General features: G+C 69.7%; 13 protein-coding genes and 1 tRNA gene. 11 read left to right on the top strand and 3 right to left on the bottom strand.

The features are described from left to right. Positions 1-138 precede the first annotated feature (138 nt). The 3 genes from AB8619_RS13620 to AB8619_RS13610 all read left to right on the top strand — a co-directional run bounded on the left by AB8619_RS13620 (position 139) and on the right by AB8619_RS13610 (position 2,152). On the top strand, positions 139-705 hold the full coding sequence (locus tag AB8619_RS13620; protein ID WP_436793173.1) for a thioesterase family protein: 567 nt from the start codon (positions 139-141) through the stop codon (positions 703-705). Beyond that, entirely contained in the window at positions 702-1,445 is a 744-nt protein-coding gene (locus AB8619_RS13615; RefSeq protein ID WP_436793172.1) for a 4-(cytidine 5'-diphospho)-2-C-methyl-D-erythritol kinase, read from the top strand. The genes AB8619_RS13620 and AB8619_RS13615 overlap by 4 nt, the downstream gene beginning before the upstream one ends. 62 nt (positions 1,446-1,507) lie before the next feature. Then, complete coding sequence (locus AB8619_RS13610; RefSeq protein WP_436793171.1) at positions 1,508-2,152, top strand: hypothetical protein; 645 nt, start codon at positions 1,508-1,510, stop codon at positions 2,150-2,152. A gap of 93 nt (positions 2,153-2,245) precedes the next feature. Here AB8619_RS13610 and AB8619_RS13605 read toward each other — a convergent pair whose 3' ends face one another. Both AB8619_RS13605 and AB8619_RS13600 read right to left on the bottom strand, forming a co-directional pair. Beyond that, entirely contained in the window at positions 2,246-2,347 is a 102-nt protein-coding gene (locus AB8619_RS13605) for a 30S ribosomal protein bS22 (RefSeq protein ID WP_432430365.1), read from the bottom strand. A 90-nt stretch (positions 2,348-2,437) separates the two neighbouring features. Then, positions 2,438-2,510, bottom strand: a tRNA-Gln gene (locus AB8619_RS13600). A 40-nt stretch (positions 2,511-2,550) separates the two neighbouring features. On the opposite strand from AB8619_RS13600, the gene AB8619_RS13595 reads away from it, so the two are divergent. The 8 genes from AB8619_RS13595 (at position 2,551) to AB8619_RS13560 (ending at position 12,300) form a co-directional block, all read left to right on the top strand. Beyond that, positions 2,551-3,678, top strand: coding sequence for a bifunctional UDP-N-acetylglucosamine diphosphorylase/glucosamine-1-phosphate N-acetyltransferase GlmU (locus tag AB8619_RS13595; protein WP_436793170.1), 1,128 nt, complete (start codon positions 2,551-2,553; stop codon positions 3,676-3,678). 12 nt (positions 3,679-3,690) lie between these two features. Continuing rightward, positions 3,691-4,671, top strand: a complete 981-nt coding sequence (locus tag AB8619_RS13590) for a ribose-phosphate diphosphokinase (protein WP_436793169.1) — start codon at positions 3,691-3,693, stop codon at positions 4,669-4,671. 226 nt (positions 4,672-4,897) lie between these two features. Beyond that, on the top strand, positions 4,898-5,581 hold the full coding sequence (locus tag AB8619_RS13585) for a 50S ribosomal protein L25 (protein ID WP_436793168.1): 684 nt from the start codon (positions 4,898-4,900) through the stop codon (positions 5,579-5,581). Between the two features lie 50 nt (positions 5,582-5,631). Further along, on the top strand, positions 5,632-6,201 hold the full coding sequence (gene pth / locus AB8619_RS13580; RefSeq protein ID WP_436793167.1) for an aminoacyl-tRNA hydrolase: 570 nt from the start codon (positions 5,632-5,634) through the stop codon (positions 6,199-6,201). Positions 6,202-6,229: 28 nt separating this feature from the next. Then, on the top strand, positions 6,230-6,943 hold the full coding sequence (locus tag AB8619_RS13575) for a hypothetical protein (protein WP_436793166.1): 714 nt from the start codon (positions 6,230-6,232) through the stop codon (positions 6,941-6,943). A gap of 34 nt (positions 6,944-6,977) precedes the next feature. Beyond that, positions 6,978-10,409 carry a transcription-repair coupling factor gene (mfd, locus tag AB8619_RS13570; RefSeq protein WP_436793165.1) on the top strand — a complete coding sequence of 1,144 codons (3,432 nt, stop codon included), beginning with the start codon at positions 6,978-6,980 and terminating at the stop codon, positions 10,407-10,409. A gap of 44 nt (positions 10,410-10,453) precedes the next feature. Beyond that, positions 10,454-11,005 (top strand): hypothetical protein, encoded by a 552-nt coding sequence (locus AB8619_RS13565; RefSeq protein ID WP_436793164.1) that lies wholly within the window; start codon positions 10,454-10,456, stop codon positions 11,003-11,005. Positions 11,006-11,007: 2 nt separating this feature from the next. Next, complete coding sequence (locus tag AB8619_RS13560; protein ID WP_436793163.1) at positions 11,008-12,300, top strand: MazG nucleotide pyrophosphohydrolase domain-containing protein; 1,293 nt, start codon at positions 11,008-11,010, stop codon at positions 12,298-12,300. On the opposite strand, the gene AB8619_RS13555 is transcribed toward AB8619_RS13560, so the two are convergent. After that, a complete protein-coding gene (locus tag AB8619_RS13555) occupies positions 12,297-14,741 on the bottom strand; it encodes a hypothetical protein (RefSeq protein WP_436793162.1) in 2,445 nt (814 codons plus the stop codon). The two genes, AB8619_RS13560 and AB8619_RS13555, sit on opposite strands and share 4 nt — an antisense overlap. Positions 14,742-14,828: the final 87 nt, after the last annotated feature.

Raw genomic sequence — 14,828 nt, 5'->3', positions numbered from 1 at the left:
CGCCGTCGGCGCTGCTCGCCGGCGCGCTCGAGCAGGCCGTCGTCGCCGCCGATCTGGGCGTTCGAGTTCTTCCCCGCTCGGTTCACCGCCGAGCTCACCCGACCGGTCCCGCTCGCGGAACTGCAGGTCAGCACGGTCGTGCGTCGCCCCGGTCGTCGCATCTGCATCGCCGACGCCACGCTGGCCGGCCCCGACGGCACGACCGTCATGTCGGCGACGCTCCAGTGCATCCGTCGCAAGCCCTTCGATCACGGGTGGACGTCCGACCTCGCCGCCCCACCACCGCCCGAGAGTGGTGTCCCACTCGCCCCGGCGACGCTCGCCGGACCACCGGCGTTCCACCGTGGGGGCGTCGAACATTCCTGCGTGAACGGGACCACGTTCGAGGCGCCCGGACCGGCCACCGACTGGATCCGACTCACCGTGCCGCTCGTCGCCGGACGCGAGACCTCGCCGCTCGAGCGGGTGGTGGCCGCCGCCGATTTCGGCAACGGCGTCTCGAAGCTGTTCGACATGGATCGGGTGCTGTTCGTCAACCCCGATCTGACGGTCCTGCTCCATCGGCTGCCCCTGGGGGAGTGGGTGTGCCTCGACGCGACCACTCGTCTCGGCGACGACGGTGTCGGGTTGGCCGAGAGCCTGCTGTTCGATGCCGAGGGCGTGATCGGACGGTCGACGCAGACGCTGCTCGTGGAACCGCGATGACCACGGTGGAGGCGCCGGCCAAGCTCACGCGCACGCTCCGGGTGACCGGCGTGCGCGACGACGGCTACCACCTCATCGACGCCGAGATGGTCAGCCTCGACCTCGCCGACGAACTGACCTTCGAAGACGGAGACTCCCTGGTCATCGACGGTCCGGAGTCGACAGGGCTCTCGGCCGGACCCGACAACCTGGTGGCCCGAGCCCTGCGTGCTGCGGGCCGATCCGCAGCAGTGCGCGTGCACAAGCGCATCCCCGCCGGGGGAGGGCTCGGCGGTGGGTCGGCCGATGCCGCCGCGGTGTTGCGTTGGGCCGGCGTGCACGATCTCGACCTGGCCGCCCGTCTGGGGGCCGACGTGCCGTTCTGTCTCCACGGGGGGAGGGCCAGGGTGACCGGGATCGGCGAAGAACTCGAGCACCTGCCCTACGAGCCGATGACCTTCACCGTCTCGACGCCGCCGGAGATCCGATGCGACACCGCCGCCGTGTACCGCGCGTGGGACGACCTGGGTGGTCCCACGGTCGACGGTCCCAACGACCTGGAGCCGGCGGCGCTGCGGGTCGCTCCTGAACTGGCCCGCTTCCGCGACGCGTTCGGCGATGCGACCGGCGAGACCCCGGTGCTGGCAGGCAGCGGGTCGACGTGGTTCGTGCCCGGCTCGTTCCCGGGCGCGGGGCGTCTGGTCGTCCACACGACGCCCTCGCTGGGGGACGAACCACCAGGTCAGGTCCGCGTCAGGTGATGCTCACCCGCCGTTGACGCTGTGATGCTCGGGTCGGCGCTGCATCATGCCGATGGACCACCATGGCGCCGCCCACCGATCTCGCTCCGATCCGCCGATCTGCACGGCTCACGACTGCGCACAACGGGGTCGCGACGATCCACCTCTCCTACGACGGAACGCTCCCGCCGACGGAGGTCCTCGAAGAGCTCCGCCGCTGCGGTTGGCGGGATGCGTTGCCGGGCTCGCCGCCGTCGACCGCGATCGACTGGTCGCGTCCGGACGAGCATCGTGGGCTGCGCTACTCGCTCCGCCCGTTCCAGGCGGTGACCACTGCGTTCTTCGATGGGACGGTGGAGGAACGCTCGGCCGCGGTCGAATGGGCGCAGTCGGTGCTCGACCGGTGCGGGTTCGTCTCGGAGGAGTCCGCGCCAGCGTCGTCCGCGCCCAGTCCGGCGCCTTCGGCAGCGCCGGTGCTCGGAGCAGCCACGTTCGAAGTCGTGGTCGCTGAGGCGACGGCGCCGGGCGTGCGGGCCCACCTCGACCGGGCGGGGACCGTCGTCGACGAACGCGCCGACATCCTGGTCACGGAGGTGACGTTCCGTGGCAACCGTTCCGAGATGGTGGATCCCGTCACACGCTTCGTCGTGGAGGTGCCTGCGGGTTCGGAAGAGGATTTCGTCGCGGCGCTCGCCCTGCTGCGCGTACTCGAGGTCCATCGGCCCTGACCACCCGCACGCGAACCGACCGCCCGGAGCATCGGCTCAGGGCGGTCGTCGGACGGCGGCCGACGAGCGGCCGCGGACAGATTGTGGGCCGGACTACTTGCCGGCGGCGCGGCGCTGGAAACGAGTGCGCTTGAGCATCTTGCGGTGCTTCTTCTTACGCATGCGCTTGCGGCGCTTCTTCACGAGAGAACCCATAGTGGTTCGCAGCGTAGATGCGCCCGTCGCCTCGCAACGAACCGCCGAAGGCCGAAGCGGCGAATTCGTCACGTCGCCGAAGGCGACACGTTCCCGGGGGAGGGTTCGAACCTCCGACATCCAGCTCCAAAGGCTGGCGTTCTGCCAATTGAACTACCCGGGAGGGTGACGGGCAGCGTATTCGATGCGGTAGACCGGACCGCATGGACGATTCGCAGTCGGGCCGGCCACTGTCGGCCATCGTGTTGGCGGCCGGGCACGGGACCCGGATGCAGTCCGACCGTCCCAAGCCGCTCCACGTGCTCGTCGGCAAGCCGATGGTCGTGTGGGTGTTGGATGCGCTCGCCGACTGTGCGGTCACCCGGGTGTCGGTGGTCGTGGGTCATGGTGCCGACGAGGTGACCAAGCGTCTGGTCGAGGATGCCGGCGATCGGCCGCTCGAGTTCGTCGAGCAGACGGTCCAGCGTGGGACGGGCGACGCAGCGGCCGTGGGTCTCACCGGCCTGGCCGACGACGAGTACGACGAGCCGCAGGACGTGCTGGTCCTGACGGCCGACACACCTCTGCTGCGCCCCGACACGCTGGCGGCGTTGGTCGAGCATCACCGGTCGAGCGACAGCGCCTGCACGGTCCTGACCGCCGACATGGCCGACCCCACGGGGTACGGGCGCATCGTCCGTGGTCGTGACGACCGCGTCGAGCGGATCGTCGAACAGGCCGACGCGACCGACGAAGAAGCGGCGATCACCGAGATCAACACCGGGATCTTCTGCTTCCGCCGTGGGCTGCTGGCACCGGCGTTGCGGCGGATACAGCCCGACAACGCCCAGGGTGAGTACTACCTGACCGACATCGTGGCCGTGCTCGCCGAGGCCGGCCACCGGGTGTCGTCGATGGTCGCAGCCGACCCCGACGAGACCCACGGGATCAACGACCGGGTGCAGTTGGCGGCGGCCGAGGGCGAGCTCCGCCGGCGCATCAACCTCGAGTGGATGCGTCGCGGCGTGACGCTCGTCGATCCGTCGCGGACGCATCTCGACGCCACGGTCGAACTCGAACGAGACGTGACCCTCTACCCGGGGACGATGCTCCAGGGCCGCTGTTCCGTCGGCGCAGGAGCCGACATCGGACCCGACACTCACCTCGTCGACACCGCCGTCGGGCCGGGCGCACACGTGGTCCAGACCGTCGCCGTGAAGGCGACGATCGGCAGTGGTGCCAGCGTCGGTCCGTGGGGCGCGTTGGGACCCGGCGACGAGGTGGCTCCGGGGGTCACGACCGGCCCTCACTATGCTGGCGCCAACACGATGCCCGCCGACACGGCCAGCTAGGGAGCACGCGCAATGGAGCTCGTCACCAAGAAGCGACTGCACCTCTTGTCGGGGCGCACGCATCTGCCGCTCGCGGAGGAGATCGCCGAGGTCCTCGGCGAGACGCTGGGCGAACCGAACCTCGCGGAGTTCGCCAACGGCGAGATCCACTGCAAGTTCGGTGAGAACGTGCGCGGCAGCGACGTCTTCATCATCCAGAGCCACAGCAGCATCGACGGCATGTCGATCAACGACTCGCTGATGGAGCAGATGATCATGATCGACGCCGCCCGCCGCGCCTCGGCCAAGCGGATCACGGCCGTCTGCCCGTTCTACGGCTACGCCCGCCAGGACCGAAAGGCCGAAGGACGCGAGCCGATCACCGCCAAGCTGGTCGCCGACCTGTTCAAGGCCGCCGGGGCCACCCGCCTGGTGTCCATCGACCTCCACTCCGGGCAGATCCAGGGCTTCTTCGACGGTCCGGTCGACCACCTGCAAGCTCGCCCCGTGCTCATCGACGCCATGCGTCAACTCGGTGACGACCTCGTGGTCGTCTCGCCCGATGCCGGGCGCGTGAAGGTGGCAGAGCAGTACGCCAACGAGCTCCACGCCGACCTGGCCATCGTCCACAAACGCCGTGTCAAGGGTGCGAAGAACAGCGTCGAGGCCAAGGACGTCGTCGGCGAAGTCGAAGGCCGCTGCTGCGTGCTGATCGACGACATGATCGACACCGCCGGCACCATGTGCGCCGCTGCGGAACAGCTCGTCGAACACGGAGCGTCCGAGGTCCACGCAGCCACGACCCACGCTGTGCTCTCGGGTCCGGCCGTCGACCGGATCAAGAACTCGCCCATCGGGCGGCTCATCGCGACCAACACCTTGCCGCTGCCGTCGGAGAAGCAGTTCGACAAGCTCGAGGTCCACTCGATCGCCCCGATCCTGGCCAAGGCCATCGACGCAGTCTTCGAGGACACCTCGGTCAGCGAGCTCTTCGGCGGCAAGAACCAGACGTAATCCTGCTTGCTCGGCCTCGAGCCCCGGTGGGCTCTTCGAGCCTCCCTACGCTGCGGGCTGCTCGCTGGCGCTCCCGACGCCCGCTGTCCGGTGCTCCGATCGAACCACTGCAACTTGGCGATCGCCCGTAGGCATTCGTACAATCGTCCGTTCGTCCCGGCACGCCTGCGCATGTTCACGCGCCTGCTGGGTCCCACCTCGAATTTCCGTTCAGCAGGAGCCCGTCATGGCCGACCAACTCACCCTCACGGCAAGCACCGACCGAGCGATCGGCTCGCGTTCGTCGCGTCGGCTCCGCAAGGAGGGCAAGGTCCCGGCCGTCGTCTACGGCGCCGGTGACGACCCCACGCCGATCTCCGTCGAGTGGAGCGACCTCCGGGCCGCCCTCACCACCCCGGCCGGCATGAACGCCCTGATCACGCTCGAGTTCAACGACGACGAGCGCCTGACGATCGTCAAGGACATGCAGCGCGACCCCGTTCGCCGCAACGTGACCCACGTCGACTTCATCATCATCGACCGCAACGTTGCGCTCGAGGTCGAGGTCCCGATCGTGCTCGAGAACATCGACGGCGACAACCTCAAGGAACTCGTCGTCGACCAGCAGCTCTTCTCGCTGCCGATCTCCGCCCTCCCCGGCTCAATCCCGAACGAGCTCGTCGTCGACTGCTCGTCGCTGACCCTCGACGACCCGATCCGCGCCGAGAGCATCACCCTGCCGAGCGGTGTCGAGCTCAACATCGACCCCGAGGACGCCATCGTGACGGCATCGCTGCCGGTCATCGAGGTCGCTGAGCCCGTCGAGGGCGAAGAGGGCGAAGACGGCGAAGCCACTGCCGACGGCGGTGACGCCGACGCTTCGGGTGGCGACGACGCCGAGTCCGGCGACGACGCCGGGGACGACGCCTGACCCTCTTCCACGCCGCATCTGAGCGGCGAGGGACGCCAGCCGACCTCCTCGTGGTCGGGCTCGGGAATCCGGGCCTCGACTACGCACGGACGCGTCACAACGCGGGCGCGGACTGCGTGGCGGTCATCGCCGACCGCCACGGCGAGCGGTTGACGCTGTCGAAGAAGGAGCGGGCCGAGGTGGCCGAGGTCCGCGTGGGTCCCGACCGGAATCGCCTGGTCGTGGCCTTCCCGACCACGTACTACAACGAAGCGGGTGCGGCAGCGGCCGCGCTCGTGAAGCGCCACGGGATCGACGATCCGGCCAAGGTGGTCGTCGTGCACGACGAACTCGACCTCCCGGTCGGGCGCATCAAGGTCAAGGTCGGTGGCGGTCTGGCCGGCAACAACGGCCTGAAGTCGATGAAGGGTCACCTGGGCACCGATGCGTTCCTGCGGGTCCGCATCGGCGTCGGCAAGCCTCCCGGGTCGCAGCAGGGACGGGATCACGTCCTGCGCCGTCCCGGCAAGCGCGACCGCGAAGAACTCGACATCGCCATCGCCGAGGCTGCCGATGCGGTCGAGATGATCGCGACCGATGGGGTCGAGCGGGCGATGGAGCGTTTCAACCGTCGCGAGTGACGGCCGGTTGACCGTTACGGTTCTGGCCATGTCTCGCCTGCGCCTCCCGATCCTCGCCCTTGCACCCCTGGTGGTGTTCGCAGCCTGTTCGTCGGAGTCGTCGGTCGACGCCGCTCCCTACGTCGAAGCTGTCCAGGCCGACCTCGAGGCCGACGACGGGGGCTTCGCCCTCGAAGGCGAGAGCGCGGCATGCGTGGCCGAGGCGCTCGTCGACGCCGCCGACGCGGACCGCCTCGACGAAGCCGGCGTTACCCCGGACGACTTCGCCGAGGCCGAGTCGTTCGACGACGTCGACGCCGACTTCGACGAGGACGAACTCCGCGACGACCTGGAGAACTCACTCGCGAGCTGCTCACTCGGTGCGCCGCTGACCGAGGTCTTCGTCGCCGACTTCCCGTTCGAGCTCTCGCAGGACGACACCGGCTGCGTCGTGGACTCGCTCGACGACGGGGCCACCCTGAGTGCCGGCCTCGCATCGGCCCTCGTCGACGGTGACGACAGCGGGATCCAGGATGCGTTCTCGACCGCCCTCGCCGACTGCCCGTCGGTCACCGGGAACCTGCTGGCCGAGTCGATCTCGGCGGCGGGGGTGCCGGTGAGTGACGAGGCGCGCGACTGCCTCACCGCCGAGATGGGCGAGCGCGGGGCCGAAGGCGTCGAGCAGTTGATCGCCGGCGGTGCCGTGGCCCAGACGTTGGGGGAAGAGATCGGGTTGGCGTGCCTCTCCGACCTCGACGGGTGATCTCGCCGGCGGGGTCACTCGCTACCCTGACCGGGTGAGCCCCTCGACCGAACTGGCTGACGGAACCGTCGCGTCCGGCGGCCTCCGCGACCTCCCGCAGATCGTCCGCGACGACCCCGGTCTGTTGTCGGTGCTCGGCAGCGCCGATGCCGTGCTCGCGGTTCCCGACCCGGCACGAGCTGTCGTCATCGCCGGCCTGGTCGCCCGCACCCGCCGCCGCCCCGTGGTGGTGGCGACGGCGACCACGGCGGACGCAGAACGCATCGTCCACGACCTCCGTGCGCTGCTCGACCCCGACGACGTCGAGTACTTCCCCGCGTGGGAGACCCTCCCGTTCGAGCGGGTCAGCCCTGCCGTCGAGACCATGGGTCGCCGCGTCCGGACGCTGCGCCGCCTCGGCGATCCGGCGCGGATGCCGGCCGTCGTGGTGGCGCCGGTCCGCTCGTTCATCCAGCGGCTCGCCCCTGGCAGCCGCTCGGTCGAACCCGTGGTGGTCCGATCCGGAAGCGAGATCGACCTCGAGCAGTTGGCCACGACACTGGTCGAGTTCGGATTCCGGCGGGAGTACCAGGTCGAGCATCGTGGCGAGTTCTCGGTCCGGGGTTCGATCGTCGACGTGTTCCCGGCGACCGCCGACCGTCCGGTCCGCATCGATCTCTGGGGCGACGAGGTCGAGCGCCTGTCCGAGTTCTCCGTCACCGATCAGCGGTCGACGGACGACGTCGACGAACTCGAGATCCTCCCGTGCCGTGAGTTGCTCCCCACCGACGAGGTCCGCGCTCGAGCCGAGGCGCTGGTCGCCCTCGAGCCCTGGGGGCGCGAGCACTGGGAGCGCATCGCCGACGGCCAGCTCTTCGACGGCATGGAGTCCTGGTTGCCGTGGTTGGCGCCGGACGAGGAGCTGCTCGGCGACCTGCTGCCCGACGACTGTCAGATCCTGCTGGTCGAGCCGCGGCGTCTGCGCGACCGCGCCGCCGAGTTCCTGGCCGAGGAAGCGGACCTCGCGAACAGCCTCGCTCGGACGTGGGGTGCCGTCGACGACGACGAGGACCACGACTGGCCGAGCCTGCACCTCGCGCTCGACCGGGTGCTGGAGCGTGTCGACGCCCCGACCTGGCAGGTCACGACCGCGCCCGAGGGACCCGACGTGGCGACCGTGCAGGCGTTCCCGTTCCAGGTCGCGCTCGGTGACGAGGACCGGCGTCGCCGACAGCTGCGAGAGCTGCAGTCCGACGGCTATCGGATCGTGGTCGCCGCCGACGGCGACGGGTCGGCAGCTCGCCTGCGCGAGTTGCTCGACGGCTGCGGAGTCGGTGGCGAGATCGTTGTCGAGCCGATCGAGCGGGGTTGCGTCCTCCCCGGCGTGAAGCTCGCGCTCCTCGCCGAGTCGGATCTCACCGGCCGACGGCGTTCACACCGTCGAGCGCGTCCGAGGCGTCGCGACTCGCAGGGGTTCTTCGACGATCTCAAGGCGGGCGACCACGTCGTCCATCACCAGCACGGTGTCGCCAAGTACGGCGGCATGGTCAAGCGTGCGATCGGCGGGGTCGAGCGCGACTACCTGCTGCTCGAGTACAAGGGCGGCGACAAGCTGTACGTCCCGTCCGACCAGATCGACGCCGTTCGGCACTACACCGGGGGCGAGACGCCTGCGCTGACCCGCCTCGGTGGCGACTCGTGGACCAAGACCAAGGCCAAGGTCCGCTCGGCGGTCAGCGAGATCGCGCAGGAGCTCGTCGTCCTCTACCAGAAGCGTCTCGCCGCCGGCGGCCACGCCTACAGCGAGGACACGCCGTGGCAGGGCGAGTTCGAGGCGGCGTTCCCGTTCGAGCCCACGCCCGACCAGCTGCGCGCGGTCGAGGACATCAAGGGCGACATGGAGCGCGAGGTCGCGATGGACCGCCTCGTGGTCGGCGACGTCGGCTTCGGCAAGACCGAGGTGGCGCTGCGGGCGATCTTCAAGGCAGTCCAGGACGGCAAGCAGTGCGCGGTCCTGGTCCCGACGACGCTGCTGGCCCAGCAGCACTTCCAGACCTTCACCGACCGGTTCTCGGCGTACCCGATCCGCGTCGAGATGCTGTCGCGTTTCTTGACGAATGCCCAGGCCAGAGAGGTCATGGAAGGCGTGAAGACCGGCTCGGTCGACGTCATCGTCGGTACCCATCGGCTTCTCAACAAGGACATGACGTTCCACCGCCTCGGGCTGTTGGTGGTGGACGAGGAGCAGCGCTTCGGGGTGAAGCACAAGGAGCGGATCAAGGAGTTCAAGTCGGACGTCGACGTGCTCACCCTCACTGCCACGCCCATCCCGCGCACGCTCGAGATGAGCCTCACGGGCATCCGCGACATGAGCCTGCTCGACACCCCGCCCGCTGATCGGCAGCCGATCCTGACCTACGTCGGCGAGTACGACGAGCGGGCGGCGGCCGAAGCCATCCGTCGTGAGCTGTTGCGCGAGGGGCAGGTGTTCTTCGTGCACAACCGCGTACGCGACATCGACCAGGTGGCCAGCCAGCTGAACGAGCTGGTGCCGGAGGCTCGCATCGCCGTCGCCCACGGACAGATGGACGAGGGCGCGCTCGAGCAGGTCGTGATCGACTTCTGGGAAGGTCGGTTCGACGTGCTGGTGTGCACCACGATCATCGAGTCGGGCATCGACATGCCGACCGTCAACACCCTCGTCGTCGACCGCGCCGACCTGCTCGGACTCGGGCAGCTCCATCAGCTGCGCGGTCGCGTGGGTCGAGCCGGGAGCCGCGCCTACGCCTATCTGTTCCACCCGAAGGACATGGTCCTGTCCGAGGACGCGTACGAACGTCTCCGGACCATCGGTGAGTCGACCGAGCTCGGCTCGGGCTTCCGGATCGCCATGCGCGACCTCGAGATCCGTGGCGCCGGAAACCTGCTCGGCACCGGTCAGTCGGGGCATGTCGCGGCGGTCGGCTACGACCTCTACTGCCAGATGGTCACCGAAGCCGTCGCCGAGCTCAAGGGTGAGCCGATCCGCGAGCCGGCCGAGATCAAGATCGACACGCCGACCGACGCACACCTGTCGGCCGACTACGTCGAGAAGGAAGAGCTCCGCCTCGAGGCCTATCGGCGCCTGGCCGCGGTCACGACCGACGCGCAGGTCGACGACATCGCCCGCGAATGGGAAGACCGGTACGGGGCGATCCCGGATTCCGCGAAGGCGCTGCTCGAGGTGGCCCGTCTACGAGCCGAGTGCAGTCGCCTGGGCATCACCGAGGTCGCGGTCGTCGCCGGCGATGGATTCATGGGTCCGGCGTTCAAGGCGCGGCTCAGCCCGGTCGAGCTCAAGGCGAGTCAGGACATCCGGCTCAAGCGGATCGCTCCCAAGGCCGTCTACAAGCCGGACGCTCGAATGCTCGAGGTCCCGATGGCCAAGGGATCGGATCCGGCGGTCGACCTGGTCTCGTTCCTCCGCCACCTGCTCCCGCCGGAATGAGCCCGGTTCGTCGCAGGACCGCGCACCTCCTAGCATCGTCGATCGTGCGACGACTGCGACTCGCGATCCTCCTCCTGGTGCCCGCTGCCGTCCTGTTGACCGGGTGCGGTGACTCGTACCAGGTCGCTGCCAGCGTCGGGGACCTCGAGATCAGCCATGACGACCTCGAGACCGAGGCGGCCGCGTGGGGATCCAACGCCGAGCTGATGCTCCAGCTCGACATCAGTGCGGCCCCGGCCGACGGTGCCGTGCCGCAGCTGATCGTGAACGAGATCCTCAACCTCCACATCCAGGGAGAACTGGCCCGCCTCGCCACGGCCGACATCGCCGATCAGGGCGACGGCCCGGCGCAGATGAGCGAACTCCGAGCAGGCATCGAGAGCAACTTCGGTCCGCTCTTCGCCGACTTCCCCGACGACCTGCGCGAGCAGATCTACGAGGACATCACCCACCTGCAGTTCCTGTCGACGGTCGGCGGTGTCCCGGCTGACGCCGACGTGTACGTCAGCCCGCGGTACGGAACGACCGACATCAACAACGTGGTGCAGTCGCCCACCGGCGCACGCCCGGACCCGACACCCGTCTTCGGGCTGTGACCATGGCGGGCGCTCGCCCGACCATCGTCATCGTGGGCCTCGGCCCCGCCGGAACCGACCTCACCACCGCCGGCGCCACCGAGCGCCTCGCGGAGATCGGGCACGTGCGCCTGCGCACGCACCGGCATCCCGCCGCAGCGCCGTACGCGGACCTGCCCAGCTACGACTCGCTCTACGAGACGGCGGCGACGTTCGACGAGGTGTACCTCGGCATCGCGGACGACCTGGTCGCCACCGCGACCGAGCACGGCGAAGTCGCGTACGCGATCCCCGGATCGCCCTTCGTGTTGGAACGGACGGTCGCCCTGCTCCGCAGCGACGAGCGCGTCGACGTCGAGATCGTCTCCGGCATGTCGTTCCTCGACCTCGCCTGGGGTCGCATCGGTGTCGACCCGGTCGAAGCCGGGGTGACGCTGGTCGACGGTCACCGCTTCGCGATCGACGCCGCGGGGGCCACCGGCGCCCTCCTGGTGGCGCACTGCCACGCCGCCCACGTGCTGTCGGACATCAAGCTCGCCTTCGAGGACGACGAACCGGCCGGCGCCGTCGTGCTGCGCGGTCTCGGCCTGCCGGAGGAGACCGTCGTCGAGGTCGACTGGGCCGATCTCGATCGTGCGGTCGACGCCGACCACCTGACGTCGCTGTTCATCCCCGCGGTGAGAGCGCCGGTGGCGCAGGAACTGGTCCGCTTCCAGGGGCTGGTGCGCACGCTGCGCGAACAGTGTCCGTGGGATCGGGAGCAGACGCACGAGAGCCTGCGTCGGTACCTGGTCGAGGAGACCTACGAGGTCGTCGAGGCCATCGACGGGTTCGACCCCGAATCGCCCGCCAGCGTCGAGCACCTCGAGGAAGAGCTCGGCGACCTGCTCTACCAGGTGTTCTTCCACTCGGCGATCGCCGCCGAGGAGGGCGCGTTCACCATCGCTGACGTGGCTCGCGGGATCCACGACAAGCTCCACCGTCGTCACCCGCACGTGTTCGGCGACGCCGACGCGGACTCGATCGAGTCCGACTGGGAGGCGATCAAGAAGGCCGAGAAGGGCCGCGGGTCGGTCATGGACGGGATCCCGGTCGGGCTCCCCGGACTCCTCTACGCGCACAAGGTCCTGTCGAAGGCAGATCGGGCCGGCGTCGAGATCCCGATGCCGACCGACCCAGCAGGCGAGCTCGGGTCGGTCCTGCTCGGCCTCGTCGCCCATGCCCGAGCGAACGACATCGATGCCGAGTCGGCGATTCGCGCCGCTGCCGACCGGGTGGGGGAGCGCGTCCGGGCCCACGAGGCCCACGGCGGCTAGACGGTCGAGGGCTCCCTCGACACCAGTTCGTCAGCGATGGCGATCGCCTCGGTGGCCAGCGCGGTGACGATCGGTTCGATCGCCTCGCTCGCTGCCGCCTCGGCCTCCTCTTCGCTGCCGCCACGTGCGAGTCGCTCGGCTGCCGCTCGGGCCGACACGGCTCGAGCTGCAACCCCCGACGCCTCGCGTGCGACCGCCGCAGCGACGACGCGGCCGACGAGCTGGGGCGCTCGGTCGAGCCAGCGATGCAGTTCGGCGCGGGCGACGTCGATGGCGTCGTCGAAGAGCGTGGCGCCGAGGATGCTGCGGGTCTCGTCCAGTGACTCTCGCCAGAGGTTCCCGGCTTCGCCGATGCTGGCGGCCTCGACGGCCTGCTTCCAGTAGTCGGGCTCGATCTCGTCGCTGAGGACCAGATGGGCCAGCGCGTCGCGGGCTGCGGTGTCGACCTCGTCGAGCATCGACTCGATCACGACCTCGTCGTCGTCGCCGACCGAGGCCTGGAGCGAACGGTGCAGTGCGGTCCGCATCGAGAACGTGGATTCGTGATGGACGAAGTCCTCGGTGGCATCCCAGGCACCTCGCCATGCGGCAGCGGCGATCTCGTGCAGCGCTGCCGACCAGATGGCGTCGCCGAGACCTCGGGACGACGCCTCGAGTTCGGCCCGGATCCGTGGATCGCGACTGCACTCCACCACTCGCTGGTCGGCGGCGTACGCGAGGTCGGCGGGGATGCCGTGCAGGACGGCCTCGGTCGCTGCGATCCATCCGGACCGTTCTGCGGCCTCTTCCCAGGCGTCCCAGGAGATCTGGTCGACGAGGTCGGCGTGTTCGCCGGCGATGGCGGTGGTGATCTCGAGGCGTCGGCCGGCCGTCACGATGGCATTGCCGAGCAGGTCGACGGCCCGGACGAGGTCGGTGTTGTCGGTGATCGAGGCGAGTCCGTCGAGGCGGTCGGCCGACTCGGTGAGCCCGGCGCGTCGGAGCCATGGCGGGGCATGGCCGCGGACCAACCAGTCGGTCAGGCGCAGCGCTCGCGCCTGTTCGCGTTCGTCGTCAGCAGCGGTGCCGACGAGGCGAGCGGCGAGCGGCTTGAGCTCCTGGCGGAGTGAGTCGTCGAGTCCGACGCCGAGATGCCCGGCGAAGACCCGGAGCACCGGTGACACCGAAGACGGGCTGTCGGTGTGGGGCTCTCCTGCCAACCACGCGGCGAGTTCGAGCACCGTGAGGCGCGTGCCGCGGCGGGGATGCCGCTGCGGGTCGATCACGATGGCGTCGAGTTCCGGGAGTCCGTGTCCGGCGGCGGCCTCGGTCGGCACGACCTCGCGCTGCGACAGGTCGCCCTCGCTGGCAGCCCGGGAGAGCTCGTCGGCGAGGGCATCGCCACGGAGGAGGAGCGCGTCGAGCAGGTCCCAACCGTCGCCACGGACGTCGCCGCGGACCTCGCTGGTGGGGAGCCAGTCGACGGGCGACCCGAGCGAGAGCTCGAAGGCCTCGTCGCTGAGCGGCTGACCCCAGTCACGCGTGGGGTCGGCGACACGCAGTTTGGCGAGGTGGCCGGACCCGAGCAGTTGGTACGCGAACACATCGGGTACGAAGCGATCGCAGAGTCGGCCAGCGACCGTGTTCGGTGCGGCACCGCCCTCGAGCGCCCACTCGGTGTTCGACAAGCCGGTCCCGAGGTCGGCGAACGAGGTCTCGAACTCGACGCAGGCGTAGGCGCAGCCCTCGTGCAGTTCTCGGACGACCCCGCGGAGCAGTTCGAAACGAGCGACCAGCCCGTCGTCGTCGCAGCGCGGTCCACCGCCGGCAATGGCCACATGGGGCGCGGCGCCGAAGCTGATCGATGCGGTGCGGACCCGGGTCTCGACGTTGCCGGTGACGATGTCGCACCAGACGTGCGCCGACGCGCAGCCGTGGAGGACGCCGGCGGCTTCGGCGGCCCGAACAGATCGCTCGACGCCGAGGACGCGGAGTCGGACCGTGGACTCCGGCCGCTGGTCGCCGAACACCCAGTCGGCGGCGACGTCGATCCACTCCGGGTCGAGCCGTCCCGCGGCACCGGCCGGGCTCGGGAACATGCGCAGCACCACCGCACGGCGGCACCGGTCGAGGTCGTGCAACCCGTCGACCGGGAGGATGTCGGCGATCGCGTCGCCGACACCGGCGTCGTCGAGCTCGCGTCGGATCGACTGCGCGACTCGACGACGGGTGTCGACACGCGTCGACAGGTCGTCGATGCGGAGCACGAGACCGTCGGGGAGCGGCGCGATCGGCGAGACCCGAGGCCGTGTCGCTCCGGGCACCGCGGCCAACAGTTCGGTCTCGGCTGCAACGGCTCGCAGCGCCTCGAGGGCGCGAGTTGTCTCGGTGGTCGCCACGAAGACGGCGAAGTGTTCGCCGGCGTCGTTCAGCTTCGCATGGAGAGGATCGAGGGTGCCCACCGGCGACGACTCTACGGCCTTCTCTGACTCCTCTCACGCTGCGTGGGCGGTTCCGCACGGATGGGGTGTTTCCCGTCCTCAGTCGGC

It is taken from the genome of Actinospongiicola halichondriae, assembly GCF_049103745.1.
In the GTDB taxonomy this organism is placed as follows: Bacteria; Actinomycetota; Acidimicrobiia; order Acidimicrobiales; family Salinilacustritrichaceae; genus Salinilacustrithrix; species Salinilacustrithrix halichondriae.
The sequence above is the reverse complement of the archived record's forward strand: the minus strand, read 5'-3'. Positions and strand labels throughout refer to the sequence as shown.

Excerpts from the sequence above, each read along its gene's own strand:
- AB8619_RS13575 (WP_436793166.1), top strand. The coding sequence starts at position 6,230 with ATGTCTCGCCTGCGCCTCCCGATCCTCGCCCTTGCACCCCTGGTGGTG.
- AB8619_RS13595 (WP_436793170.1), top strand. The coding sequence starts at position 2,551 with ATGGACGATTCGCAGTCGGGCCGGCCACTGTCGGCCATCGTGTTGGCG.
- AB8619_RS13560 (WP_436793163.1), top strand. The coding sequence starts at position 11,008 with ATGGCGGGCGCTCGCCCGACCATCGTCATCGTGGGCCTCGGCCCCGCC.
- AB8619_RS13590 (WP_436793169.1), top strand. The coding sequence starts at position 3,691 with ATGGAGCTCGTCACCAAGAAGCGACTGCACCTCTTGTCGGGGCGCACG.
- AB8619_RS13610 (WP_436793171.1), top strand. The coding sequence starts at position 1,508 with ATGGCGCCGCCCACCGATCTCGCTCCGATCCGCCGATCTGCACGGCTC.
- AB8619_RS13585 (WP_436793168.1), top strand. The coding sequence starts at position 4,898 with ATGGCCGACCAACTCACCCTCACGGCAAGCACCGACCGAGCGATCGGC.
- AB8619_RS13605 (WP_432430365.1), bottom strand. The coding sequence starts at position 2,347 with ATGGGTTCTCTCGTGAAGAAGCGCCGCAAGCGCATGCGTAAGAAGAAG.
- AB8619_RS13615 (WP_436793172.1), top strand. The coding sequence starts at position 702 with ATGACCACGGTGGAGGCGCCGGCCAAGCTCACGCGCACGCTCCGGGTG.